The organism is Flexivirga sp. B27, assembly GCF_052905685.1.
Window position 1 is genome coordinate 479,557 of the sequence record NZ_JBPYUM010000003.1, and the last position, 24,044, is coordinate 503,600.

19 protein-coding genes are annotated in these 24,044 nt (G+C 68.1%); 10 read left to right on the top strand and 9 right to left on the bottom strand.

Annotated features, from left to right (window positions below):
- Position 1 precedes the first annotated feature (1 nt).
- The gene (locus tag ACSZL9_RS14655) at positions 2 to 1,648 is read right to left on the bottom strand and encodes a DNA repair helicase XPB (protein WP_446666244.1); all 1,647 of its coding nucleotides are present in this window, start codon (positions 1,646 to 1,648) and stop codon (positions 2 to 4) included.
- 67 nt (positions 1,649 to 1,715) lie between these two features.
- On the bottom strand, positions 1,716 to 2,282 hold the full coding sequence (locus ACSZL9_RS14660; RefSeq protein ID WP_446666245.1) for a TetR/AcrR family transcriptional regulator: 567 nt from the start codon (positions 2,280 to 2,282) through the stop codon (positions 1,716 to 1,718).
- A 143-nt stretch (positions 2,283 to 2,425) separates the two neighbouring features.
- Here ACSZL9_RS14660 and ACSZL9_RS14665 point away from each other — a divergent pair, with 143 nt between their 5' ends.
- The 4 genes from ACSZL9_RS14665 (at position 2,426) to ACSZL9_RS14680 (ending at position 8,428) form a co-directional block, all read left to right on the top strand.
- Positions 2,426 to 3,913: an aldehyde dehydrogenase family protein gene (locus ACSZL9_RS14665; RefSeq protein ID WP_446666373.1), complete on the top strand. Its 1,488-nt coding sequence runs from the start codon at positions 2,426 to 2,428 to the stop codon at positions 3,911 to 3,913.
- 20 nt (positions 3,914 to 3,933) lie between these two features.
- Entirely contained in the window at positions 3,934 to 5,676 is a 1,743-nt protein-coding gene (betA, locus tag ACSZL9_RS14670) for a choline dehydrogenase (protein ID WP_446666246.1), read from the top strand.
- Entirely contained in the window at positions 5,673 to 7,721 is a 2,049-nt protein-coding gene (gene betT, locus ACSZL9_RS14675) for a choline BCCT transporter BetT (RefSeq protein ID WP_446666247.1), read from the top strand. The genes betA and betT overlap by 4 nt, the downstream gene beginning before the upstream one ends.
- Positions 7,722 to 7,849: 128 nt before the next feature.
- Complete coding sequence (locus ACSZL9_RS14680) at positions 7,850 to 8,428, top strand: DinB family protein (RefSeq protein WP_446666248.1); 579 nt, start codon at positions 7,850 to 7,852, stop codon at positions 8,426 to 8,428.
- Positions 8,429 to 8,463: 35 nt separating this feature from the next.
- Here the strand turns inward: ACSZL9_RS14680 and ACSZL9_RS14685 are convergent, their stop codons facing one another.
- Together ACSZL9_RS14685 and ACSZL9_RS14690 are read right to left on the bottom strand one after the other, a co-directional pair.
- Positions 8,464 to 9,003: a YbaK/EbsC family protein gene (locus tag ACSZL9_RS14685; RefSeq protein WP_446666249.1), complete on the bottom strand. Its 540-nt coding sequence runs from the start codon at positions 9,001 to 9,003 to the stop codon at positions 8,464 to 8,466.
- A 107-nt stretch (positions 9,004 to 9,110) separates the two neighbouring features.
- Entirely contained in the window at positions 9,111 to 10,673 is a 1,563-nt protein-coding gene (locus tag ACSZL9_RS14690) for a M20/M25/M40 family metallo-hydrolase (protein ID WP_446666250.1), read from the bottom strand.
- Between the two features lie 207 nt (positions 10,674 to 10,880).
- Between ACSZL9_RS14690 and ACSZL9_RS14695 the strand changes: the two genes are divergently transcribed.
- The 3 genes from ACSZL9_RS14695 to ACSZL9_RS14705 all read left to right on the top strand — a co-directional run bounded on the left by ACSZL9_RS14695 (position 10,881) and on the right by ACSZL9_RS14705 (position 14,501).
- Entirely contained in the window at positions 10,881 to 11,810 is a 930-nt protein-coding gene (locus tag ACSZL9_RS14695) for a hydroxymethylglutaryl-CoA lyase (protein WP_446666251.1), read from the top strand.
- Between the two features lie 89 nt (positions 11,811 to 11,899).
- Positions 11,900 to 13,846, top strand: coding sequence for a M13 family metallopeptidase (locus ACSZL9_RS14700; RefSeq protein WP_446666252.1), 1,947 nt, complete (start codon positions 11,900 to 11,902; stop codon positions 13,844 to 13,846).
- Positions 13,847 to 13,916: 70 nt separating this feature from the next.
- On the top strand, positions 13,917 to 14,501 hold the full coding sequence (locus ACSZL9_RS14705; protein WP_446666253.1) for a GNAT family N-acetyltransferase: 585 nt from the start codon (positions 13,917 to 13,919) through the stop codon (positions 14,499 to 14,501).
- A gap of 141 nt (positions 14,502 to 14,642) precedes the next feature.
- Here ACSZL9_RS14705 and ACSZL9_RS14710 read toward each other — a convergent pair whose 3' ends face one another.
- On the bottom strand, positions 14,643 to 14,900 hold the full coding sequence (locus ACSZL9_RS14710; protein ID WP_446666254.1) for a hypothetical protein: 258 nt from the start codon (positions 14,898 to 14,900) through the stop codon (positions 14,643 to 14,645).
- Between ACSZL9_RS14710 and ACSZL9_RS14715 the strand changes: the two genes are divergently transcribed.
- On the top strand, positions 14,871 to 15,065 hold the full coding sequence (locus ACSZL9_RS14715; protein ID WP_446666255.1) for a hypothetical protein: 195 nt from the start codon (positions 14,871 to 14,873) through the stop codon (positions 15,063 to 15,065). The genes ACSZL9_RS14710 and ACSZL9_RS14715 overlap by 30 nt on opposite strands.
- Before the next feature lie 167 nt (positions 15,066 to 15,232).
- Here ACSZL9_RS14715 and ACSZL9_RS14720 read toward each other — a convergent pair whose 3' ends face one another.
- Positions 15,233 to 17,434, bottom strand: coding sequence for a helicase-associated domain-containing protein (locus ACSZL9_RS14720; RefSeq protein ID WP_446666256.1), 2,202 nt, complete (start codon positions 17,432 to 17,434; stop codon positions 15,233 to 15,235).
- A 168-nt stretch (positions 17,435 to 17,602) separates the two neighbouring features.
- Between ACSZL9_RS14720 and ACSZL9_RS14725 the strand changes: the two genes are divergently transcribed.
- Positions 17,603 to 19,240 carry an AMP-binding protein gene (locus ACSZL9_RS14725; protein ID WP_446666257.1) on the top strand — a complete coding sequence of 546 codons (1,638 nt, stop codon included), beginning with the start codon at positions 17,603 to 17,605 and terminating at the stop codon, positions 19,238 to 19,240.
- Entirely contained in the window at positions 19,233 to 20,162 is a 930-nt protein-coding gene (locus ACSZL9_RS14730) for an aldose 1-epimerase family protein (protein WP_446666258.1), read from the top strand. Before ACSZL9_RS14725 ends, ACSZL9_RS14730 begins: the two co-directional genes overlap by 8 nt.
- Positions 20,163 to 20,176: 14 nt before the next feature.
- Here ACSZL9_RS14730 and menD read toward each other — a convergent pair whose 3' ends face one another.
- The 3 genes from menD to ACSZL9_RS14745 all read right to left on the bottom strand — a co-directional run bounded on the left by menD (position 20,177) and on the right by ACSZL9_RS14745 (position 24,035).
- Complete coding sequence (gene menD, locus ACSZL9_RS14735) at positions 20,177 to 21,946, bottom strand: 2-succinyl-5-enolpyruvyl-6-hydroxy-3-cyclohexene-1-carboxylic-acid synthase (protein ID WP_446666259.1); 1,770 nt, start codon at positions 21,944 to 21,946, stop codon at positions 20,177 to 20,179.
- Between the two features lie 64 nt (positions 21,947 to 22,010).
- Entirely contained in the window at positions 22,011 to 23,360 is a 1,350-nt protein-coding gene (locus ACSZL9_RS14740) for an MFS transporter (protein ID WP_446666260.1), read from the bottom strand.
- Positions 23,361 to 23,576: 216 nt separating this feature from the next.
- A complete protein-coding gene (locus ACSZL9_RS14745; RefSeq protein WP_446666261.1) occupies positions 23,577 to 24,035 on the bottom strand; it encodes a flavodoxin family protein in 459 nt (152 codons plus the stop codon).
- Between the last annotated feature and the right edge of the window lie 9 nt (positions 24,036 to 24,044).

A 24,044-nucleotide genomic window follows, 5' to 3' on the forward strand; every position in this document is an offset into this window, starting at 1 on the left:
CTCAGTCCGCCGCCGGAATGTCGTCGGCGTCCACGATCCGGTAGGCGTAGCCCTGCTCGGCCAGGAAGCGCTGCCGGTGCGCGGCGAACTCGGCATCGACCGTGTCGCGGGTCACGACGGTGTAGAAGTGCGCGGTGCGGCCGTCACCCTTGGGACGCAGCACCCGCCCGAGGCGCTGCGCCTCCTCCTGGCGCGAACCGAACGTCCCGGAGACCTGGATGGCGACGCTCGCCTCCGGCAGGTCGATCGAGAAGTTGGCGACCTTGCTGACCACGAGCTTGTTGATCTCACCGTCGCGGAACTGCTGGAAAAGCTTCTGCCGCTGGGCAACTCGCGTCTCACCCGTGATCAGGTCTGTGTCGAGGCGCTCGGCGAGTGACTCCAGCTGATCGAGATATTGCCCGATGATCAGGGTCGGTTGACCGTCGTGCCGTTGAACGAGCTGCTCGACGACCGACTCCTTGACCGGCGCGCAGGATGCGAAGCGATAGCGGTCGTCGGGTTCGGTTGTCGCATAAGCCATTCGGTCACTGTCGGAGAGCGTGACCCGGACCTCGACGCAGTCGGCGGGCGCGATGTAACCCTGCGTCTCGATGTCCTTCCACGGCGCGTCATACCGCTTGGGGCCGATGAGGGAGAAGACGTCGGACTCGCGGCCGTCCTCGCGCACGAGGGTCGCAGTCAGCCCGAGGCGCCGGCGAGCCTGCAGGTCGGCCGTCATCCGGAAGATCGGTGCGGGCAGGAGATGCACCTCGTCATACAGGACGAGGCCCCAGTCGCGTGCGTCGAGCAGCTCGAGGTGCGGGAAGACGCCCTTCCTCTTGTGCGTGAGCACTTGGTAGGTCGCGATCGTCACCGGGCGGATCTCCTTGCGGGCGCCGGAGTATTCGCCGATCTCGTCATCGGTCAGCGTGGTGCGGGCGAGCAGCTCGTCCCGCCACTGCCGTGCGGAGACCGTGTTGGTGACCAGGATGAGGGTGGTGGCCTTCGCCTCGGCCATCGCGCCGGCGCCGACGAGTGTCTTGCCCGCGCCGCAGGGGAGCACGACGACGCCGGAGCCGCCGTGCCAGAAGCCGTCGACGGCCTGCTGCTGGTAGGGGCGTAGGGACCAACCGTCCTGCACCAGGTCGATCTGGTGGGCTTCGCCGTCGACATACCCGGCGTCGTCCTCGGCCGGCCAGCCGACCTTGATCAGCTGCTGCTTGATCGCACCGCGTTCGGACGGGTGCACCAGGACGCTCGCGTCGTCGAGGCGCTCGCCGACCATCGGCTGGATCTTCTTGTGGCGCAGCACTTCTGCGAGCACGGCGGTGTCGGTGGTGGTGAGGACCAGTCGGCCTTCATCGTCCTTTCGCAGCAGCAGCCGGCCGTAGCGGTCCATCGTCTCGGCGATGTCGATGAGCAACGGGTTGGGCACCGGGTAGCGGCTGTAGCGGATCAGCGCGTCGACGACCTGCTCGGCGTCGTGTCCTGCGGCCCGTGCGTTCCAGAGGCCGAGGGGCGTCACCCGGTAGGTGTGCATGTGCTCCGGTGCGCGCTCGAGCTCGGCGAACGGCGCGATCGCGCGTCGTGCCTCTGTCGCGAGTGGGTGGTCGACCTCCAGCAGCACGGTCTTGTCGCTCTGGACGATCAGTGGTCCGTCGGTCACTCAGGTGTCCCTTCGAGAAGTTGCCAACCAACGGTAACGACCGCAGGCGGTCACTTCTTCCGCCGGCTCAGCTGAGGTAGCCGGCGATCAGGGTCTTCGCGGTCGCCTCGCCCTCGTCGATCGCGGTGCGGTAGTCCTCGCGCAGCATGGTGGCCATGGTGCCCGTGTAGGCGATGAACAGTGCGCTGGCCAGCGACTTGGCCCGATGTCCGGCGATCGGCCGCGAATACTCCAGCAATCGCGTGCGCAGCAGCTGGGTCTCCTCGGTGAGCACCGCGGTCAGGGCCTCGCTGGGGTGCGGCACGGCGGCAGCTGCCCCGCTGAAGGCGCACCAGCGCTCGGTGAGGTGGTCACGCTGATAGACCCGCAGTGCCGTCCAGAGGGCGAGCAGCCGATCCCGGTCGGTCCTCGCGCGGGCGATCTGCTCGTCCCACACCTCCGTCCACACCCGCAGGCGCCGCTGGAGCGCAGCGGTGATCAGCCCCTCCTTGTTGCCGAAGTGTGAGTAGAGGCTGGGCGGTGACGCGCCCGCGCGGCGCAGGATCGCGTCGACCGGTGTCGAGACCGACCCATCCATGAAGAGGACCTCGTCGGCCGCGTCCAGCAAGCGGTCGCGCACAGGAGCTGTTCTCACACACACCACTATAACGTGCGTTATGCTATAACGGTCGTTATCGCTCCGGATGGACGCAGACCCGTCAGTGTGCCGGCGGATGGGCGCCCGAGAGCACGGCCGCAGATCATCACCGACAGCCATGGAGGACACCTGTGTCGAGCATGTTCATCGACGGACAGTGGTGCGAAGCCGCATCGGGAAAACAACGCGAGATCACCTGTCCCGCAGACGGATCCGTCGTCGCGACGGTCGCCGAGGGCGACGCGTCCGATGCGGCGCGTGCGATCGACGCCGCTCGGCGCGCGTTCGATGACGGCGACTGGGCGACCTCGAGCTCCGCGGACCGGGCCCGCCTGCTGCACCGGCTGGCCGACCGTCTGGAGGGGCAGAAGGATGACGTCGCACGGCTCGAGTCACTCGACACCGGCAAGCGGTTGGTCGAGGCACGGATCGACATGGACGACATCGTCGGCGTGTTCCGGCATTTCGCCTCGCTCGCCCAGGCCCACGCTGGACGCGTGATCGACACCGGCATGCCGGATGTCTCCAGCCGGGTGGTCACCGAGCCGGTCGGCGTCTGCTCCCTGATCACCCCGTGGAACTACCCGCTGCTGCAGACCGCCTGGAAGGTCGCGCCGGCGCTGGCGGCGGGCAACACCTTCGTGCTGAAGCCGAGCGAGCTGACGCCGCAGACTTCCATCTGGTTGGTCCAGGCGCTGCACGACCTGGGCCTGCCGGCCGGTGTGGCCAATCTCGTGCTCGGCCCGGGCGGCACGGTCGGCGCCGAGCTGACCACCTCACCGCTGGTCGACCTCGTGTCGTTCACCGGCGGCGTCGAGACCGGCCGCACCATCATGGCCGCGGCCGCGGGCACCGTGAAGCGGGTCGCCCTCGAGCTCGGCGGCAAGAACCCCAACGTGATCTTCGCCGACGCCGATCTGCCCGCTGCGATCGACAACGCGGTGACCGCGATCTTCCTGGACTCCGGGCAGGTCTGCTCCGCGGGTGCCCGCCTGGTGGTGGAGGAGTCGGTCCACGACCAGGTCGTCGACGAGATCGTCCGGCGGGCCGGGCACATCCGCCTCGGCGGGCCCTTCGACGAGCAGGCCGAGACCGGCCCGCTGATCAGCGAGGACCACCTGCGCAAGGTGGCGTCATACGTCGAGACCGCGGTGCAGCAGGGTGCCCGGCTGCGGTGCGGTGGTGAGCGAGCCGGCGGCGACTTGGCCGGCGGCTCCTACTACCCGCCCACGGTGCTGGACGACTGCACCGGCGAGATGGACTGTGTGCACGAGGAGTCGTTCGGCCCGGTGCTCACGGTCGAGACCTTCTCCGGGGACACCCGCGACGAGGCGGAGGATGCGGCTGCCCGCATCGCCAACGACACGGTCTACGGGCTGGCCGGCGCGGTGTGGACCAGCGACGCCGGACGTGCGGAGCGCATGGCCCGCCGGCTGCGCCACGGCACGATCTGGATCAACGACTACCACCCCTACGTGCCGCAGGCCGAGTGGGGCGGCATGAAGCAGTCCGGCGTCGGCCGCGAACTCGGCATCGATGGACTCGCCGAATACCAGGAGACCAAACACATCTGGCACAACACCCGGCCCGCTCCGGCCGGCTGGTTCGCCATGCCCGAAAACGCCTGATTTCAGGAGGAATTCGCGATATGAAGCACAGTTACGACTACGTCATCGTCGGCGGTGGCTCCGCGGGGTCCGCGCTGGCGGCCCGACTCAGCGCGGACGGCTCCACCTCGGTGCTCGTCCTCGAAGCAGGCCGATCGGACTTCGTCTTCGACCCGCTGATCCACATGCCCGCAGCGCTGATGTTCCCGGCCGGGAACCCGCTCTACGACTGGGCCTACGAGACCGAGCCGGAACCCTACATGGACGGCCGGCGGGTTGCGCACGCGCGCGGCAAAGTGCTCGGCGGATCGAGCTCGATCAACGGCATGATCTTCCAGCGCGGCAACCCCGGTGACTACGACAAGTGGGCGACGTTCGAGGGGATGCAGGACTGGGACTACGCCCACTGCCTGCCCTACTTCAAGCGCATGGAGTCCTGCCTGGCGGGCGCCGACGCATGGCGCGGCGGGTCCGGTCCGCTGAAGATGGAGCGTGGCCCGGCAAGCAGCCCGCTCTTCCAGGCGTTCTTCGAGGCGACCGAACAGGCCGGCTACCCGCGCACGGACGATGTGAACGGTTACCGCCAAGAAGGATTCGCGCCCTTCGACCGCAACGTCTTCCACGGCAGCCGGATGAGCGCGTCCCGCTCCTACCTGTGGCCGGTGCGTGACCGTGCCAACCTCGACATCTCGACGCTGTCCACGGTGACCGGCCTGCACTGGCAGGGCGATCGGGTGACCGGTGTCGACTTCGTGCGGGCCGGCCGGCGGCAGCACTCGGTCAATGCCGGCGAGGTCATCCTCTGCGGTGGCGCCTTCAACTCGCCGCAGCTGCTGCAGCTGGCCGGTGTCGGTGCCCCGGAGACGCTGCGCGCTGCGGGTGTCACCCCGCGGGTGGAGCTGCCCGGCGTCGGCGAGAACCTGCAGGACCACCTCGAGGTCTACCTGCAGCACGCGTGCGTGCAGCCGGTGTCGATCGCGCCGTGGCTGAAGAAGTGGAAGGCGCCATACATCGGCGCGCAGTGGCTGCTGAACCGCGGCGTCGGCACCTCCAACCACTTCGAGGGCGGCGGATTCATCCGCACCAACGACGAGGTCGCCTACCCCAACCTGATGTTCCACTTCCTGCCGATCGCCGTGCGGTATGACGGCAGCGCCCCCGAAGGCGGCCACGGCTACCAGGTGCACGTCGGCCCGATGAACTCCGACGTGCGTGGCCACGTCCGGATCAAGGATGCCGACCCGCGCAACAAGCCGGCCATCCAGTTCAACTACCTGTCGACCGAGCGTGATCGCCGGGAGTGGGTCGAGGTGATCCGCGCCGCGCGGCACATCCTCGCCCAGCCGGCGTTCGCCACTTTCGACGGCGGCGAGCTGTCACCGGGGCCGTCGGTGCAGACCGATGAGGAGATCATCGACTGGGTCGCCAAGGACGCGGAAACCGCTCTGCATCCTTCGTGTTCGGCCAAGATGGGCACCGATGAGATGTCCGTCGTCGACCCGAGCACGATGCGGGTGCACGGCACTCAGGGGTTGCGCGTGGTCGACGCGTCGGTCTTCCCGACCATCACCAACGGCAACATCTACGCGCCGGTGATGATGGTCGCCGAGAAGGCGGCGGACCTGATCGCCGGGAACACGCCACTGGAGCCGGAAGCCACCCCGGTCTACCACGCCGGCGAAGGCATGCCGATCTACCCACAGGGTGACCCGCGCAACGACGCATGGGACGCCAAGGACGCGGTGCCCAGCGCCGCGCAGGCAACCGGAGGAGTGAACCGATGAGCGAGGACGGCACCGAGATCGTGCAGCCGCCGGTGAGCGGCAAGTCGGTCACGAACTCGCCCAGGACCAAGTGGCCGGTGTTGATCGTCTCCGGCGTCTTCACCGCGGTCGTGGCCGGATGGGCGATCCTGGACACCGACTCCGCAGCCTCGATGCTCGGTGACGCGGTGACTGCCATTTCGGGCGGATTCGGTTGGTTCTACATCGCTTTGGCGACCGCCGTGCTCGTCTTCGTCGTGTATGTCGGGCTCCGCTATCCCAGGGTCCGGTTGGGCAAGGACTCCGATCGGCCCGAGTTCTCGACCTTCTCGTGGGCGTGCATGCTCTTCGCCGCGGGCATCGGCACCGACGTGATGTTCTTCGCGGTGGCCGAGCCCGCCACGCAATACCTGCAACCGCCGCAGGGCAAGGGCGGCACGCTCGACGCGGCTCGTGAGTCGACGGTCTGGACCCTCTTCCACTACGGCATCACCGGCTGGGCGATGTACACGCTGATGGGCATCGCCCTGGGCTACTTCGCACACCGCAAGGGCCTGCCGCTGGCGGTCCGCTCGGCGCTGTATCCCGTGCTGGGCAAGCGGATTCGCGGCCGGTGGGGCGACGCGGTGGACATCGCGACCGTGCTGGGCACCATCTTCGGGGTCGCGACCTCGCTCGGCATCGGCGTCGTCATGCTCAACGTCGGACTCGACGTGCTCTTCGGCATCGACCAGGGGCTGCCCGCGCAGATCGCCCTCGTCGCACTCGCCGTCGGTATGGCGACGGTCTCGGCAATCACCGGTGTTGACAAGGGAATTCGTTTCCTGTCGCAGCTGAATGTGCTGCTGGCGATCGGACTGGCGCTGTGGGTGTTGGTCACCGGCAGCACCGGCTTCCTGCTGCGCGCGCTGGTGATGAACGTCGGCGACTTCGTCTCGATGTTCCCCGGCATGACGATGGACACGATGGCCTACGACCACCCGGCCGACTGGATGAGCGCATGGACCCTCTTCTTCTGGGCCTGGTGGATCGCGTGGGCGTCCTTCGTCGGGATGTTCCTCGCCCGGATCTCCAAGGGCCGCACCATCGGACAGTTCGTCGTCGGCACCCTGTCGATCCCGTTCCTCTACATCATCATGTGGGTCTCGATCTTCGGTAACAGTGCCGTCAAGCGGATCCGCGACGGGGACGCAGCCTTCGGTAAGCACGCGGTGAACTCGCCCGAGCAGGGCTTCTTCGACCTGCTGCAGGGCTACCCGCTGCCGCTCTTCCTCGTCGGACTGGCGACGTTCGTCGGGCTGTTGTTCTACGTCACCAGCGCCGACTCCGGCGCACTGGTGATGGCCAACCTCTCCTCGGACCTGCCCGACTCGGAAGTCGACGCGAAGCCGTGGCTGCGCATCCTGTGGGCATCCGCCACCGGCGTGCTGACCGTGGCGATGTTGATGGTCGGCGGCATACCCGCGCTGCAGAACGCCACCATCATCATGGGGTTGCCGTTCGCGGTGGTGATGGTTCTGGTCATGGTGGGCCTCTATCGGGCGTTGGAGGCAGAACGCTTGCAGGCCAACGCTTTCCAGACTTCGTTGCCTGCGACGGCGATCGGTGGACCGAACGTCCGGCGGCCCGCGACGTGGCGCAGCCGGCTGAGTCGGTCGTTCGGGACGGTCAGCGTCAAGCAGGCCACCCGCCGGTTGGATTCGGTGGTCCTGCCTGCACTGCACGAGGTCGTCGACGAGCTCACGCAACGAGATGTCGCTGCGCGGCTCGTCACCGCGGACGAGCCGTCCGGGCAGATCGTGCGCCAGGTCACGCTCGAGGTGCCGGGTGACGAAGCGGCCGCGTCGTTCAGTTACCCGGTGCAGATCCGGCGGGCGAAGGCGCCGTCATACGGTGCCCGGATGATCGAGGCGGAGGACATCACGGCGAGTTTGGAGGTGGTGCTGCCCGGCGGCGCCGCCTACGACATCCTCGACTACTCCGCGGACCGGATCTGCCACGACGTGCTGGACCACTACCAGTGGTGGTCGACGTCCCAGGCGGCAGTCGCCGACGCGCTGGCCTGAGTGAGCGGGCTCCCCGTGCCCGACCCATGGTCGCGGCGCGGGGAGCCCTGCTCACCTTCGGGTGGTGCATCGGTGCGGCGGAGACGATGGTCCGGCCGTCGACGAAGGCGGTGGCAGGATGCAGTGCCATGGACGACGACGCCGCCAAGGCCAACCTGTACGACTACCTCAAGCACGAGCGCGAAGCGTTGTTGTCCAAGCTGGACGGGCTCTCGGAGTACGACGTTCGTCGCCCGCTCACGATGACGGGGACGAACCTGCTGGGTTTGGTGAAACACGTGGCGACGTGGGAGGCGAGGTATCTCGGTGAGGTCTTCGACCGGCCATTTCCCGAACCGTTGCCTCGGTGGGACGGCGAAGCCGAGCGGCTCGCCGACATGTGGGCGGCCGAGCACGAGTCCCGCAGTGACATCGTTGACCGTTATCGACGGGTATGGGAGCACAGCGACGCCACGGTGGCAGCGCTTCGGCTCGACAGCACCGGCCGGGTGGCTTGGTGGGACGACGCCGAGGTGCCCTTGTTCAACATCCTCGTGCACATGCTCGCCGAGACGAGCAGGCATGCCGGGCACGCCGACATTCTTCGCGAGCAGTTGGACGGGGCGGTGGGGACGGACGCGGAAGCGATGGCCGAGCAGCAGCACGACCCGGTGTTCTGGACTCAGCGGAATGAGCTGATCGAGGCGGCTGCTCGATCGGCCGGGTGACCGTCCGGGGGCGTTGCGCGGGCTTGGGCCCCAGGTCAGCCTGCGAAGCTGCCCACCTCGGCGGTGGCCAACGCCGTCAGCTCACCGGGCGGCACGAGGCACTTGCTGCGGCGCAGCCCTGATCCGATGACGACGGGCGCCGGGGCGTTCGCGACGCGCTCGTCGATCAGCACCGGCCAGTCGTCCGGCAACCCGATGGGCGTGATGCCGCCATACTCCATCCCACTGCGCTCGACGGCGTCGTCCATCGGCGCGAAGGAGCACTTGCGCACGTCGAGGAACTTGCGCACCGCCTTGTTCACGTCGGCGCGCGTGGTGGCGAGTATGACGACCGCGGCATACCTGCTGACGTCACCGCGGCGGCCGAGCACGACGACGCAGTTGGCGGACAGCTCCGGAGCCGAGCCGTATGCCGCACAGAACTCCGCGGTGTCCGCGACGGTCGGGTCGATCTCGCTGACTTCGAGACCCGGGACGACGCTGAGTTGTGCAGCGACGGGAGCCCCGAGCAGGTCCGTGCGCGCGGATGCGGGATGCCAGTCGAGCGTGCCGCGTCCGTCGGGTCGATCAGCCATGCCGTCACTCTAGGAACCCCACTGCGGTGACCGCGAGCCGGGCAAGGCACGATCAGGCGGGTCCGGACCCACGTCGCAGCGCGTGGGCCCGGACTCGTCCGCCTGATTCAGGCGCGGAAGCGGTCGAACACGCGATACATGAAGTCGGTGCCCTTCTGCAGCGCGTCGACGTAGATCCGCTCGTTGTTGCCGTGCATCGCGACGAGCTGGTCGTTGTCGATGACGTAGGGGTAGACGCCGTAACCGGGTATGTCGTGGTCGCGCCACGGACCGAGACTGGTGCCGGCCTCGAAGAGCGCCGGCGCGAAGACAGCGTCCGGGTAGGTCTGGGCAGACGCCTTCGAAATCGCTTGGTAGAGAGGCGTATCGATGTCCGCCGGGGGAGTCGCCCAGGTCTCGTCGAGCTGGTCGAGGTAGTCGGCCTCGGACACTCCGTCGGGTGCTGCCAGCTTGACGGTGATGCCGCGGTGCTTCATCTTCGCGCGCACCGTCGCCAGGAAGTCGCGCGGCTTCTCCCCACCGGGTATGCCGCGACAGTTGACGCGCACGTGCGCCTCCGACGGGATCACGTTCTCCTTGTAGCCGGCGTCCTCGATCACGTATGCCGCCGTCGTGTGCAGGAGTGCCTTGTGCAGGTAGGGGTAGTCCGAGCCCTTCACCACCAGGGCGGCCGTGCGCTCCAGCTGATGCTGATTGTGGGAGCGCAACATCATCCGGATGGCGCGTTCCCACCGCCGGTCCTTCGTGGCATCGGCGAGCGCCTTGAAGTATTCGCGGGTGACGTCGGTGAGGTGGACCGGGGCGTCGTACTCCCCGAGCTCGGCGACGCCGCGGGACAGGGCGACGACCGACGAGTCGGGCATCGGCTTGGACGAGTGGGTGGCGGTGCCGTCGGCATACAGATCGAGGTTGAAGTAGACCTTGTCCTGCCGGGTGACGGTGATCAGCATCGGCGTGGTCTGGTCGGACTGCGCGATGAACCAACCGCCCTCGGTGAGGACCATGCCGCAGTCGAGCTTGTCCCAGTGGTTCTTCGCCAGCCACGACGAGCCGTATTCGCCGGCTTCCTCGTCGCAGTCAGTGAGCACGATGATGTCGCGCTCGAACTTCCCGCCCTCGCCCAGGTGCCGCAGCAGCGCGCTGATCGTGGCGGAGTTGGTGCCCTTCATGTCGAGGGCGCCGCGACCCCAGATCTGGCCGTCCTTCACGACGCCGGCGAAGGGGCCGACCGACCAGTGGTCCTTCTCCACGGGCACGACGTCGGAGTGCCCGAGCAGCAGGACGGGCGCGGCAGAGGTGGTGCCCTTGATCCGGGCGAGCAGATGGACGTTGTCCGGCTGCGGAGTGGGGATGATCTCGGACGAGACGCCGGCCGCGTCCCACAGGCCCTTGACCATCTCGGCATACGGCTTGGTCTTGCCGCCCTCGCCGAAATTCTGGGTGTCGAAGCCGATCATCTTCTTCAGCAGCGCGAGCGGGTCGGTGTCGGCTGTCGCAGCGACCTTGCCGGTGCCGGGCAGCGGGGCCGCCGACGCAGTGTGGTCACCGGCGAAGAGTGTCTCTCCGGACGCGACACCGGCGGCAACCACGGCGGCCATCCCGCCGGCGCGGGCCAGAAAACCTCTGCGGTTGAGCAATTTTCGGGAGGTGTGATCAATGTCGTCGGTCATTGTCGTGCTCCTTCTTCGGACGGGGTGATGGTGCAGGTCCGACCACTGTTCGCGCCGTGCGCGGTCCGTAGGGTCAAGGCCTGCTCAAGGTCGGTCAGTGGTCGCCCTGGTGACGCGAGCGGTCGGCCGGGTGCGACGAGTGACCGGCCGGGGCGCCGGGCGAGGGCGCCATACGTGCGCTGCGTCACAAGGTGCGACCATGGGCACATGGAGCTGCCACAGGTCGAGTCGTTGCCGGGGATGCCGGAGTCGATCACCATCTACGAGGTCGGCGCGCGCGATGGCCTGCAGAACGAAAAGGCGGTCGTGCCGACCGACGTGAAGGCGGAGTTCATCCGTCGGCTGATCGATGCGGGCCTGCAGACCGTCGAGCTGACGTCGTTCGTGCCGCCGTCGTGGATCCCGCAGCTCGCCGACGCGACCGACCTGATGAGCTCGCTCGGCGACATCGGCAAGGGTGCGACTCGGCCGGTGCTGGTGCCCAACGAGCGTGGCTTGGACAACGCGCTCGCGGCCGGGGTGGGAGCAGTGGCCGTCTTCGGCTCCGCGACCGAGACCTTCGCCCGCAAGAACCTCAACCGGTCGGTGGACGAGTCGTTGCAGATGTTCGCGCCGGTCGTCTCGCGCGCGAAGGAGGCCGGTCTGTGGGTCCGCGGCTACGTCTCGATGTGCTTCGGCGACCCGTGGGAGGGTCCGGTGCCGATCGAGCAGGTCGTCGACGTATGCCGCAGGCTGATGGACCTCGGGTGCGACCAGCTGAGCTTGGGCGACACCATCGGGGTTGGTACCCCGGGACACGTCACCGCACTGCTGAAAGCGTTGAACGACAAGGGAGTCGGCACCGACCGGATCGGCGTGCACTTCCACGACACCTACGGGCAGGCGCTGTCCAACACGGTCACCGCGCTCGGCCACGGTGTGCGGGTCGTGGACGCGTCCACCGGGGGACTCGGCGGCTGCCCCTACGCCAAGTCCGCCACGGGCAACCTGGCGACCGAGGACCTGGTGTGGACGTGCCGTGGCCTCGGGATCGAGACCGGGGTCGACCTGGACAAGCTGGTCGAGACGTCGGTCTGGATGGCCGGCAAGCTGGGTCGGCCGTCGCCGTCCCGTGTGGTCAAGGCGCTGGCAGATTGACCCGACCCTGCGACAGGCACTGCGACGCCGCGTAGGTTGGCAGGCAGGCCTTGGCCCGTGGGGGCGGCAAACCTAGGAGGAGTTCATCCATGAAGTCTGGTCTCATCACCGACAACTTCGACCACTCGGTGCGACCGCAGGACGACCTGTTCGGGCACGTCAACGGCAGCTGGGTCGCGAAGACCGAGATCCCTTCTGACCGTGGACGTTACGGCACGTTCGACCGGCTGCGGGAGAGCGCTGAGGAGGCGGTCCACGCGCTGATCGAGGAAGCCGCCGAGTCCGCCTCCGAGCCGGGCACGCCGCGGCGACAGGTGGGTGACCTCTTCGCGTCGTTCATGGACACCGAGCGCATCGAGCGGGCCGGCGTCGACGCGCTGGCCGACGACCTCGCGATCATCGACGCGGTCTCCTCGACCTCGGATCTCCTGCGCGCGTGCGGGCAGCTGAGCCGTCGCGGTGTCGACACCTTCATCGGCTTCTATTCCATTGCGGATGCGAAGGATTCGGCCCACAACATCCTCTACGTCATGCAGGCGGGCATCGGCCTGCCGGACGAGTCCTACTACCGCGAGGACGCACACGCGGAGGTTCGCGAGCAGTATGTCGCCCACATCGGCCGCCTGCTCGGTCTCGCCGGGCTGGACGCCGGCCAGGCCGACGCGATCATGGCGCTGGAGACCCGACTGGCGAAGGCGCACTGGGACCGCGTCGCCGCGCGTGATGCGGTGAAGACCTACAACAAGCTGTCCCGCGCCGAGCTCGACGAGCTCGCCCCCGGCATCGACTGGGACGCCTGGCTCGACGGCGTCGGTGGCGACGCCCGGATCCTCGACCCGGTGAACGTCGAACAGCCTTCATTCCTCAGCGGTTTCGCCGAGGCGCTGTCTGAGGAGTCGCTGGACACCTGGAAGTCCTGGCTCACCTGGCGACTGGTGTCGGACCGGGCGCCATACCTGCACGAGGCGATGGTCGACGAGCGCTTCGACTTCGCGGGCCGCACGCTGTCCGGCATCCCGGAGAACCGTGAGCGCTGGAAGCGCGGCGTTGCCCTCGTCGAGTCGCTCATCGGTGAGGCGGCCGGCCAGCTGTATGTCGAGCGGCACTTCCCACCGCACGCCAAGGCACGCATGGAGAAGCTGGTCGCCAACCTGGTCGAGGCCTACCGGCGTGACTTCGAGACGTTGGAGTGGATGGGTGAGGCCACTCGCGCCAAGGCGCTGGAGAAGCTGGCGAAGTTCACTCCCAAGATCGGCTACCCGGAGGAGTGGAAGGACTACTCCGACATCGAGATCCGCGCGGACGACCTGATCGGCAACATCGCCGCGGGCACCGCGTGGGAGGTCGACCGCATGCTGCGACGCGTCGGTGAGGAGGTCGACTCCGGCGAGTGGTTCATGACCCCGCAGACGGTCAACGCCTACTACATGCCGGTGATGAACGAGATCGTCTTCCCGGCCGCCATCCTGCAGCCGCCGTTCTTCGACGTCGACGCCGAGGACGCCGTCAATTACGGCGGCATCGGCGGTGTCATCGGCCACGAGATCGGCCACGGCTTCGACGACCAGGGCTCGCGGTATGACGGCGACGGCAACCTCGTGGACTGGTGGACCGACGACGACCGCAAGCGCTTCGATGCGTTGGCGCAGAAGCTGATCGAGCAGTTCAACGAGCTCGAGCCGCGAGATGCGCCGGGCAACAAGGTCAACGGCGCGCTGACCATCGGCGAGAACATCGGCGACCTCGGCGGCCTGACGATCGGCTACAAGGCGCACCAGATCTCGCAGGAGCAGCAGGCGGCTCCGGAGCTGGACGGGTTCACCCCCGAGCAGCGGTTCTTCATCGGTTGGGCGCAGGTCTGGTGCGGGAAGGCCCGCGAGGCCGAGGCCAAGCGGCTGCTCACCATCGACCCGCACTCCCCGGCCGACGCCCGCGCCAACGTCGCGCGCAACCTGCGCGAATTTGCCGCTGCCTTCGACGTTTCCGAGTCCGACGGGATGCACCTGCCCGAGGAGGACCAGGTCCGCATCTTCTGATCAAGCTCCTTGAGGAGCGAGGAACGAGCGTCTCGAAAGGTGCTTGCCATACTCGACGGACGGTGACGTGATGAGCCAACCCATCCTGCGGACCGAGCGACTGGTGATGCTTCCTCTTGCCGACGAGCACCTGGACCTCGAGGTCGAACTCGACTCGGACGCGGAGGTATTGCGATACCTCTGGGGCCGAGCCCGAGCACGCGATGAGGTCATCGCATCGCACGCGGAGCGTTTGGAGCGCGGCCGCCAGGTCGACGGACTCGGCTACTGGATGGCGTTTCTGCACGGCGAGAACGCCCAGCTGCCAGGGGAATTCGTCGGACTGATGATGCTCCCGCCGGATCATGCTGAGGGGCGCGAGTGCGATCCGCGCGACGCAGCGCTGGGTTATCGGATCATGCGCAAGCACTGGCGCCGTGGTTACGCGAGCGAGGCGTCGGCCGAGCTGCTGCGGCATGCCTTCGAAACCGTCGGTGTCGCGAGAGTCGTTGCCGACACCATGGCGGTGAACGCCGGTTCGCGCGCTGTCATGGCGAAGGTCGGCATGCGTTACGTAGGAACCTATTTCCCGCATTTCGAGGACCCGCTGCCCGGCACCGACCAGGGCGAGGTGCTCTACGAGATCCGGAGGTCGGAGTGGCGTTCTCGCCATTGACCGGCATACGCACGCATTGAGCGGCATACGGATTCAAGCCTGATCCGTATGCCGCTCAATGGAACGGCATGCCGGTCAATCAGATGGTTGCGGTGATTGTCACGACAGGCTGGTCGTCACGTCGTCCAGGACGAACGACGTCTAGTAGACGTCCTCGGTGCCGGTGAAGGTCAGCTTTACCGTCTGTCCGGCGTATGCCGACAGGTCGACGGTGTGCTTGGGCTCGAAGCGACCCGTCGGATTGCCGAAGCCGGTGGTGACGTCCGGTGCTGCTACGAGCGCGAAGTCCTCGACACCGCCGAATCCGTCGAAGAACTCAAGAGATTCGCCGAGGCGGGCGAGGAAGGACGGGTGGTGGACTCCGTCCCGATGAAGCTGTGCCTCATCGACGGCACCCATGCGCTCTTCTCACTGACCGATCCGGTTGGCGGCGGTCTGACCGCCACCGATGTGCTCGTCGAACACCCCGCTCTGGCAACGTCGCTGGGCTACGCCTTCGAGACCTTGTGGAGCACCGGGCGCCCGGTCCTCGAGGTTGCCCGCGAAGCCGGCTACGACGTCTGAGGAGGCGGCCGGTCGCTGCCTTTCGAGATGCGTGCTCGTGCCTCACCCGCTCCTCAAGGGGCTCTGTTTGAGATGGCCGAGGAGGGCGGAGGAGCGAAGCGGGGGAGCCCGTCTCGAGGTCCCGATACGGCTCGCCGGGTGCTTGCCCACTTGACCGACGCGGTGGGTTACGCCGGGGCGACGCCGGTGATGCGGTGGATGGAGAACGTCCGGGTCTGGGAGCCGTTGCCTACGAGGCCGGTGACCCGGCCGCCGTCGGCATACTGCGGCCGGAACTGCGTGCGGTGCAGGATCCCGCCCGGATCGGTGTAGCCGATCCACACCGCAGCCTGGTCCGCGGCGGCGTCCTGGAGCATCGCGAGGGTGACGGTCGGGTCTGTCGACGGGATGCGCGGGCCCGAGCCGTTCGACGACCGGTCCGCGGCAGCCGACTCCCCGCGGCGGGCGTGCGCGATGACCTGCTGGATCACCTCGTCGGTGACGGACTCCAGCCGGGGCGGTGCGCTCACCCGCGGGGTAGCTGCTCGTGGCCGGTCGCTGCCGACGTGGACAACGTGACCGTCCTGGCCTTCCGCGACCGGTGAATAGCCGTGCTGCCGCAGCATTTCCAGCACTGTCGTGGGATGTGCCGGCGACACCACGACGGTGGGTGCGATCCAGCGTAGCTGGAGCGCGGACAGGTTCCGGTCGCTGGTCATCGCGTCGAGCGTGGCCGTGTCGTCGTTGCGCAGATAGCAGGCGGCCGTGCCGACCCTGGTCTGCCCGTGACGCCGCGCGACGTCGTAGATGAGATATTCGAGCGGCTGCGGCACCGGTGTCGGACTCGCCGTCGTCAGCTGCTCGATCAGCTCGCCGGCCGATCGTCCGGCGTCCAGTGCGCGACGAATGCTCTTGTCGGTGAAGCGGAAGACGGTCGCACCACCTCGCGACTCCACGTCCGCCGCCACCTGCATCAAGCTCTGCAACTCGTCGGTCAACGGGCCCGGCGCGACAGCGGTCAGATCGGCCTGCAACAGCAGGTGGTCGACGGGCGCCGGCATCGCGTCACGCATCGCTGCGGCGGCTTCGCCTCCGGACAACAGTGCGCGACCGGGTGTGGACAACACACCGCGACCGGTCACGCCGAGCCAGGCGGCCTCACGCAGCACGTCGTCCGCGTGTGTGGGTGCGCCGTCCGGAAGCCGCAACGGGCGCTGCCAGTGCAACATCGCATCGACGTATTCGGTTGGCACAGCTGATGATCCGTCGGTCGCGGCGAGGATCGACAGCACGTCGTGGCGGCGTCTGCGCATCATCGGCCAGCCGACCTCGGCGCTCAGGACGTTGACGGTGCCCTGGGTGTTCGAGGAGCCGGCGAGAGACGCCGCCCGGGTGCTGTCCAACCAGGCCGCTGCAAGCACAGCCCAGCGTTCCGCCGGGCTGATGTCGACCCAGTCGTCATACGCATGGGTCGGGAGCCACCGCGGCTCGAAGTCACCATCGCTGTCGAGCAGCCGCGCGGCATACGCGACCTCGATCACGAACGCTGCCAGGGGCAGGTCGGCCTCCAGTGCAGTGGCCGCAGCGCGATGGTCGCGGACGCTCAGCCCGCCGGAGCGCAGCACTCGCGGTGGAGCCTGCTCCCACTGGCGCAGCAAGGAGTCGACGCGCCACAGCAGATCGATCGCCGCCGTCGCGGCGTCAGCATCGGCATCGTGCGCGGGCAGGGACCCGGTCGGCGGGGTCGGCGGTGTGATGCCGTCGCGATAGAGGCGTCCGCCGCGCAGTGCGAGGCCGGTCTCGCGGGTCATGATCGCGCCGTCATCGGTGCGGACCAGCAGATCCGCGGTCACCAACTCCTCCAGGACGTCGGCGGCCGACGTCCCGTCGAAGCTCGCTCGCGGGTGCCGCCAGAGCATCCGATCGATCGCGGCTTTGCCTGCGGCGCTGAGCGTTTCGTATGTCGCCGGGGCCTCTTCGCTGCGATCCGGCACGCCCAGCTCCCGGGTCGGCGGACCCAGCCGGGCGGGACTGCTCAGGATCTCCGAGACTGCGCGCACCGGCCGATAGCCCTCGGGGCTGCGCCACAGCAGTGCCTGGTCCCACAGCGCCCGACACGCGTCCTGGACCGCTCGCTTCGTGGCGCCCAGCAGGGTCGGCGCGGTGTCCGCGTCTGCGACGATCACGGCCTCCAGGACCCGCAGGCGATCGGCCGGCAACAGGTCGAGGCTGCGCTGCACACTGCCCCTGGTCGCGGCACGCGCGGCGAGCGAGGTCAGGTCACCGGGGGCCGGCCTGGTCAGGTCCGGCCGGGCCGCCAGCAACGTGGCCAATTGTGCATCCGTGCGTGCACGCACGTCGTCGGCGAAGCTGCGGGCGGATCGTGGCACCGCACCAGGATAGGTCGTGCATGTCGCCCCACGACGCCCCTGCTCATGCAGAGACACCGCGGGGATCCGGTCGGCCGTCGGCACAGGCTCTGCACAAGCGGTGCCATCGAGGCGCTCGCTGACTTAGTGTGAATGCGACACAACGCCGCCATGCAGGAGGTCCCCCTGATGCCCGCCAACTCTCGCCCGTCATACGCCAGTGGCACCTCGCAGGTTCCGCTGCTCGGCGACACCATCGGTGACAACCTGCGCCGCACGGTCGAGCAGTTCGCCGAGCGTGACGCCATGGTCGACATGCCCAGCGGACGACGCTGGACCTACCGCGAGTTCGACGATGCCGTGGACGAGGTCGCGCGCGGTCTGATGGCAGCGGGCGTCGAGAAGGGCGACCGGGTCGGCATCTGGTCACCCAACTGTGCCGAGTGGACCCTCGTGCAATACGCCACGGCACGCGTCGGCGCCATCATGGTGTGCGTCAACCCGGCATACCGCTCCCACGAGCTGTCCTACGTGCTGAAGCACTCGGGCATGAAGATGATCGTCAGCGCGACACAACACAAGAGCTCCGACTACCGCTCGATGATCGACCAGGTGCGCGATGAGTGCCGCGACCTGAAACACGTTGTCTACATCGGTGACCCCTCCTGGGACGAGCTGGTCGCCGGGTCGACGCAGGTGACGTCCGACGATCTCGCGCGGCGCTCGGACGGCCTCAGCGCGGACGACCCCATCAACATCCAATACACCTCGGGCACAACGGGATTCCCCAAGGGCGCGACGCTCTCGCACCACAACATTCTCAACAACGGCTATTTCGTGGGCGAGCTGATCAACTACACCGAGCAGGACCGCATCTGCCTGCCGGTGCCCTTCTACCACTGTTTCGGCATGGTGATGGGCAATCTCGCAGCGACCTCGCACGGTGCGTGCACGGTCATCCCGGCGCCGTCCTTCGACGCCGAGGCGACGCTGAAAGCCGTTGAGGCAGAACACTGCACGTCCCTGTATGGCGTGCCGACGATGTTCATCGCCGAGCTTGCGCTGATGGACGCAGGCGAGCAGTCCTTCGACCTCAGCAGTCTGCGGACCGGCATTATGGCCGGCTCGCCGTGCCCGGTCGAGAAGATGAAGCGCGTGATCGCCGAGATGAACATGTCCGAGGTCGCCATCAGCTACGGCATGACCGAGACGTCCCCGGTGTCCACGATGACGCGCAGCGACGACGACCTGGCGCGCCGGACCGAGACCACCGGCCGGGTGATGCCGCATCTGGAGGTCAAGGTCGTCGATCCGGCAACGGGGCTGACCGCGCCGATCGGTGCGACGGGAGAGTTGTGCACGCGGGGTTACAGCGTGATGTTGGGCTACTGGGAGGAGCCGGACAAGACGGCCACAGCCATCGACAGCGCCCGGTGGATGCACACCGGTGACCTGGCGACGATGGACGAGGACGGTTACCTCAATGTCGTCGGCCGGATGAAGGACCTGGTGATCCGTGGCGGCGAGAACGTCTACCCGCGGGAGATCGAGGAGTTCCTCTACACCCATCCGAAGATCGCCGACGTGCAGGTCATCGGGGTGCCGGACGAGAAGTACGGCGAGGAGTTGATGGCGTGGATCATCATGCGGTCGGGTGAGGACCCGGTCGACGCGAACGCCATACGTGAGTTCTGTGACGGGCGCCTCGCGCACTACAAGATTCCGCGCTACGTGCATGTCACCGACGAGTTCCCGATGACCGTGACCGGCAAGATCCGCAAGGTCGAGATGCGTGAGGCAGCAGTTGGACTACTCGGAAATGACTGACACCCAACCGATCTCGCCGTCCGGCGAGCAGTGGAGCATCAGCCGCGGTGACCAGCGGCTGACGGTGGTGAGCGTCGGTGGCGGCATCCGGTCGTATGACGCTGCCGGCCGACCGGTGCTGCACGGCTACCCGGTGGATGCGAAGGCCGACGCGGGACGTGGGCAGCTGCTGATGCCCTGGCCCAACCGCATCGCCGACGGCAGATACACCTTCGACGGCAAGCAGCAGCAGCTGCCGCTGACCGAGCCGGCTCGGCACAACGCGTCGCACGGACTGGTCCGATGGGAGCAGTGGTCGCTGGTCGACCTCTCGGATTCCGTTGTCACCACTTCGTTTCGGCTGATGCCCGGTCCGGGATGGGACGCCATCCTCGACCTGCAGGTCCGTTACGAGCTGACCGACGACGGGCTGACTGTGACCCCGAGCGCGACCAACGTCGGCACGGTGCGCGCACCGTTCGGGTTCGGCGCGCACCCCTACCTCACGATCGGTGAGGACACGGTCGACGAGCTGGAGCTGTCGTTGCCGGCGAGTGAATACCTGGCCGTCGACGAGCAGCTCCTCCCGACCCGGACCCACCCGGTGGCCGGCTCCGACTTCGACTTCCGCGACCCGCGGCAGATCGGGGACGCCGAGATCGACACCGCGTTCACCGGGTTGGTGGCCGACGGAGACGGTCGCTGGCGGGTCAGCATCGGCAGCGGTGAGCGGTCGACAACGCTGTGGGCAGAGGCGGATTCGTTCCCCTACGCGCAGGTCTTCACCGGCGACTCGCTGCCCGCAGGGCGTGCACGGCGCACCGGCGTCGCGGTGGAGCCGATGTCCTGCCCGGCCGGTGCGTTCGCGACAGGCACCGCGTTGGTCGTCCTCGAGCCAGGCGACACCTGGAGCGGCAATTGGGGCATCAGCCACGAGGGCTGACCCGTCCCCGGCGTCTACGCCTCAGCCTTCGGAGCGAGGGCGGCGGTTGCGACGGCGGCCAGCTCGGCGCGGAACTCGCGCTGCCCTTCGCGTGGGATGCGCACTTCGCACACACGAATACCCTTGCCCGGCTTGGCGATCCGCGCGGCGAGCACGTCGGCCTCGGCGACATACTCGTGCTCGATGCCGTGCGCGGCGCACAACTCGCTGATGGTGGTGTCCGTCGGCGTGGCGAAGATCCGCTCGTAGGGGCCGGACAGCGCGTCACGTCCCGGCTCGAGCGTGCTGAAGATGCCGCCGCCGTTGTCGTTGATGACCACGATCGTCAGGTCCGGGCGCGGCTCGTCCGGACCGATCAGCAACGCATTGCTGTCGTGCAGGAAGGTCAGGTCACCCATCAGCGCGTATGACGGGCGCGGCGACCGCGACAGTGCGAATCCGATGGCGGACGACACGACACCGTCGATGCCGGCGAGGCCGCGGTTGCCGACCGCGACGACTCCGTGGGTGATCTCGCGGGGGTCTCGGGCCAGGTCGACGTCGCGGGCGGTGTTGGACGACCCGACATACAGCCCGGACTCGGCCGGCAGGTTGTGCACCACCGCGCGGGCGACCGCCGGACCGCTCGGCCAGCTGGACTCGATCAGCGGGACAGCGGCGGTGGCCACTGCCTGTCCGGCTGCACGCCACTGCGACGCCCAGGCACGATCGACGCAGGACGAGACCGCCTGGTGACTGCGCTCGATGTCGTCCCAGTCGTGGACCCGGCGGACCACATGGCCGGGGTCGGCCCAGGACGTGAGCGGGGTGACCGCCTCGACCGTGACCGCGGGGTTGCGCAGCAGCCGGGCGATCTCGCGGTCCAGCGTGACGCGCCCGCCGATGAGCACCCGCTCGGGCAGGTGCTCGTCGAGCCACTCGTGGGCGCGCAGCAGCAGCGGACCGTTGGGGGTGACCCGGCCGCGTCGGTAGGCGCCGAACGGTTCGGCCATGATCGGCCAGCCTGCGGCGTCGGCGAGCTCGGCCAGCTGGGAGGAGTGGTGGGGCGCCGGCAGGTCGCCGAGCAGGACGAGGGTGCGCGGCACCGGCGCGATGCCGAAACCGGTGACGACACCGCGGCCGTGCGAGTCCGGGCGACGCAGGCTGAGCCACGCCTCGCCGTGCGGGCGACCGGTGAGACTCTCCGGCCAGTCGGCGGCGGTGTCGGCGGAGTCATCGAGGGAGTCGGGGACCAGGGGCTCGCGCAGCGGCACGTTGAGGTGGACGGGGCCGGGGTCGCCGGACGGGTAGCCGCGCGATTCGGCGACGGCGCGCCCGATCACCGAGCGCCAGATCGCCTGCTGGCCGGCGCGTCGCTCCGGCGTGCCGAACTCGTGGAACCACCGTGTCGACCCCGCGAAGATCTTCACCTGGTCGGTGGTCTGGTTGGCGCCCGTGCCGCGCAGCTCCTGCGGACGGTCCGCGGTCAGCAGGATCATCGGCACATAACCGTGTGCGGACTCGAGCACCGCCGGATAGAGGTTGGCGACGGCGGTGCCGCTTGTTGTGATCACCGGGACGGGCATGCGCGTGGTCTTGGCCAGCCCGAGTGCGAGGTATGCCGCGGAGCGTTCGTCGACGCGCACGTGCAGGCGGACGCGTCCGGCGCGCTCGGCGGCAGCCGCGGCATACGCCAGGGGAGCGGACCGCGACCCCGGGGCCAGCACGATTTCGCGCACACCCTGACGGATGAGCTCGTCCAGCAGCACGGTCGCGATAGCAGCGGAAGGATTCACATCTGCCATCCTCCCGCATCCGATTTCTCCGCCAGTGACGGCTTCCTCGGCGAGTGACGGCGCGATCTCGCCGTCAGTCGATCAACGGACCGTCACTCGCCGCCGCCACGGGTGGCGTCGCGGGCGGCCCGGTTGGGACGATCTCCCGCTGGACGAAGCGCTCCGCAGCGTGCGCAGCGGGTCCGGTGCCCACTGCCGCGAGCACGACGACCGCCGCGATGACCAGCCAGCCGGGGCCGCTCCAGCTCAGCGCGAGGAAGGTGAAGGCCGCCGGAGCCCAGCGCCCGCCGAGCGTGCCGAAGACCTCGGACACTCCGCCGTACTCCCCTCGCCGTCGCGGGTCCATGAGCAACGCCTCGAACGCGAAAGCGCCTGCGGAGTTTGCCAGTTCGGCACCGGTGACGGCTACGTGGCCGAGCCAGACGAGGAAGATCGTCAGCAGTCCGGTCGTGCTGTGCGTCTCCATCGTGATGAGGCAGGAAAGCACGAAGAACGCGGCGGAGATCCACACGGCGCGGATCGCGTGATCGACGGTGCGGACGCCGCGAGCGGAGTATGCCGGCAGGAAGATGCACAGCACCGTGTTGGTGCCGAAGAGCCACGCCAGCAACCAGTGCGGTGAGTCGGTCTCCTCGACCAGCCACAGCGGAATGACGACGTTGAGCAGCACCTGGTTGGTGAACATCGTCCCGGTGAACAGGCTCAGGACCATCCACCCGATGTTCGTCAGCGGACCCTTTCCGGGGATGCGCTCGCGAACGGCATCCGGGTCACGGTCGGCGCGCTTGACTCGGCTCGCGACACGCAGGTCGTGCGACGCACGCGGCAATCGCGCGATCCAGTAGGCGTTGAGCACGCCGATGACCAGCGTGAGCATCGGCAGCCAGCGCATCACTGTCAGGTTGTCGAACGCCAGCGCGACGCCGCCGATGATCGCGCCGAGGGTGAAGCCGACGTTGAGCGAGGAATACATGTAGGCCTGGGTCTCGACACGCTCTGCCTCGGGCATCACGTCCAGCACGTAGGCGTTGCGGCCCGCGCCGCCGGCATTGTTGACGATCTCGAAGAGCACCACCATCAGCAGGTATGGCGCGAAACCGCTCATGAACGGCCACAACCCGAACATCAGCGCGCCGATGGCCGCCGCGACCGACCACATGCGCTTCGGGCCGAGCAGGTCGACGATGCGTCCGGCCGGGTAGGCGACCACGAAGGACACCACGCCCGCCACCGTGAGGCCGAGTCCGACCTGTGCCGCGGAGAGCCCGACGACCTGGGTGAAGAAGACCGCGCTGCCGGTCAGGAAGGTGCCCTCGCCGGTCGCGAACAGCAGCGACTGCAAGGCCAGTCGACGAGACAACGGCGTCGGCGGGATCAACTGGCCGAGCCCGGAACGGGCGCGGGCGAGAGCAGTTTTCGGCACGTCCTTCAGTCGACCACGGCAGGCCGGCGGCCGTCACCTGAGTTTTTTCGCTCCCTGCTGGTCGAGTGCCGGGGGAGCGAAGCGGAGGAGGTGTATCGAGACCTTCACCTTGGTCAGTCCCCCTCGCTGCCGAATGACGGTGAGTCCGCCGAGTGACGGCGGTATGACGCCGTCACTCGGCGAGGAAGCCGTCACTGGCGGAAAATGGTGGGCCGGTCAGGGGGTGTCGGCGACGAGTGCGGCGAGAGTGCCGCCGAGATCGGTGAGTGCGTCACGTTGATCCTCGGACTCCACGCGCAGGATCTCGACGGGCTCGGCCGCGAGGCGCCATTCCAGACCGGTGGTGATCGACTCCAGCGACCGTCGCGCGCCGGTCGTGTCGGAGCGGCCGTGGATCCAGAAGGAGAACGGCCGGCGGGACACCCTGCCGCGGGTGTCGTCATAGGTGGAGTCGAACGCGTGCTTCATCGCGCCGGACATGTAGCCGAAGTTGGCCGGTGTCCCGAGCAGATAACCGTCGGCGTGCAGGAAATCGTCGATCGTCACCGACAGCGCTTCGACCACCTTGACGTCGACCGGCGGGAGGTCCTCGTGGCGCGCGCCGGCGAGGACTGCATCGAGCAGCGATCGCAGCCGCGGGGTCGGCGAGTGATGTATGACGAGAAGACTTCTCATTGCGCTGAA

Bases quoted from the DNA above. Each gene is read 5' to 3' on its own strand.
- ACSZL9_RS14685 (WP_446666249.1), bottom strand. From the start codon at position 9,003: ATGGCTGATCGACCCGACGGACGCGGCACGCTCGACTGGCATCCCGCA.
- betT (WP_446666247.1), top strand. From the start codon at position 5,673: ATGAGCGAGGACGGCACCGAGATCGTGCAGCCGCCGGTGAGCGGCAAG.
- ACSZL9_RS14730 (WP_446666258.1), top strand. From the start codon at position 19,233: ATGACTGACACCCAACCGATCTCGCCGTCCGGCGAGCAGTGGAGCATC.
- ACSZL9_RS14700 (WP_446666252.1), top strand. From the start codon at position 11,900: ATGAAGTCTGGTCTCATCACCGACAACTTCGACCACTCGGTGCGACCG.
- menD (WP_446666259.1), bottom strand. From the start codon at position 21,946: ATGGCAGATGTGAATCCTTCCGCTGCTATCGCGACCGTGCTGCTGGAC.
- ACSZL9_RS14725 (WP_446666257.1), top strand. From the start codon at position 17,603: ATGCCCGCCAACTCTCGCCCGTCATACGCCAGTGGCACCTCGCAGGTT.
- ACSZL9_RS14715 (WP_446666255.1), top strand. From the start codon at position 14,871: ATGAAGCTGTGCCTCATCGACGGCACCCATGCGCTCTTCTCACTGACC.
- ACSZL9_RS14710 (WP_446666254.1), bottom strand. From the start codon at position 14,900: ATGGGTGCCGTCGATGAGGCACAGCTTCATCGGGACGGAGTCCACCAC.
- ACSZL9_RS14695 (WP_446666251.1), top strand. From the start codon at position 10,881: ATGGAGCTGCCACAGGTCGAGTCGTTGCCGGGGATGCCGGAGTCGATC.
- betA (WP_446666246.1), top strand. From the start codon at position 3,934: ATGAAGCACAGTTACGACTACGTCATCGTCGGCGGTGGCTCCGCGGGG.
- ACSZL9_RS14665 (WP_446666373.1), top strand. From the start codon at position 2,426: ATGTTCATCGACGGACAGTGGTGCGAAGCCGCATCGGGAAAACAACGC.
- ACSZL9_RS14705 (WP_446666253.1), top strand. From the start codon at position 13,917: ATGAGCCAACCCATCCTGCGGACCGAGCGACTGGTGATGCTTCCTCTT.
- ACSZL9_RS14745 (WP_446666261.1), bottom strand. From the start codon at position 24,035: ATGAGAAGTCTTCTCGTCATACATCACTCGCCGACCCCGCGGCTGCGA.
- ACSZL9_RS14680 (WP_446666248.1), top strand. From the start codon at position 7,850: ATGGACGACGACGCCGCCAAGGCCAACCTGTACGACTACCTCAAGCAC.
- ACSZL9_RS14690 (WP_446666250.1), bottom strand. From the start codon at position 10,673: ATGACCGACGACATTGATCACACCTCCCGAAAATTGCTCAACCGCAGA.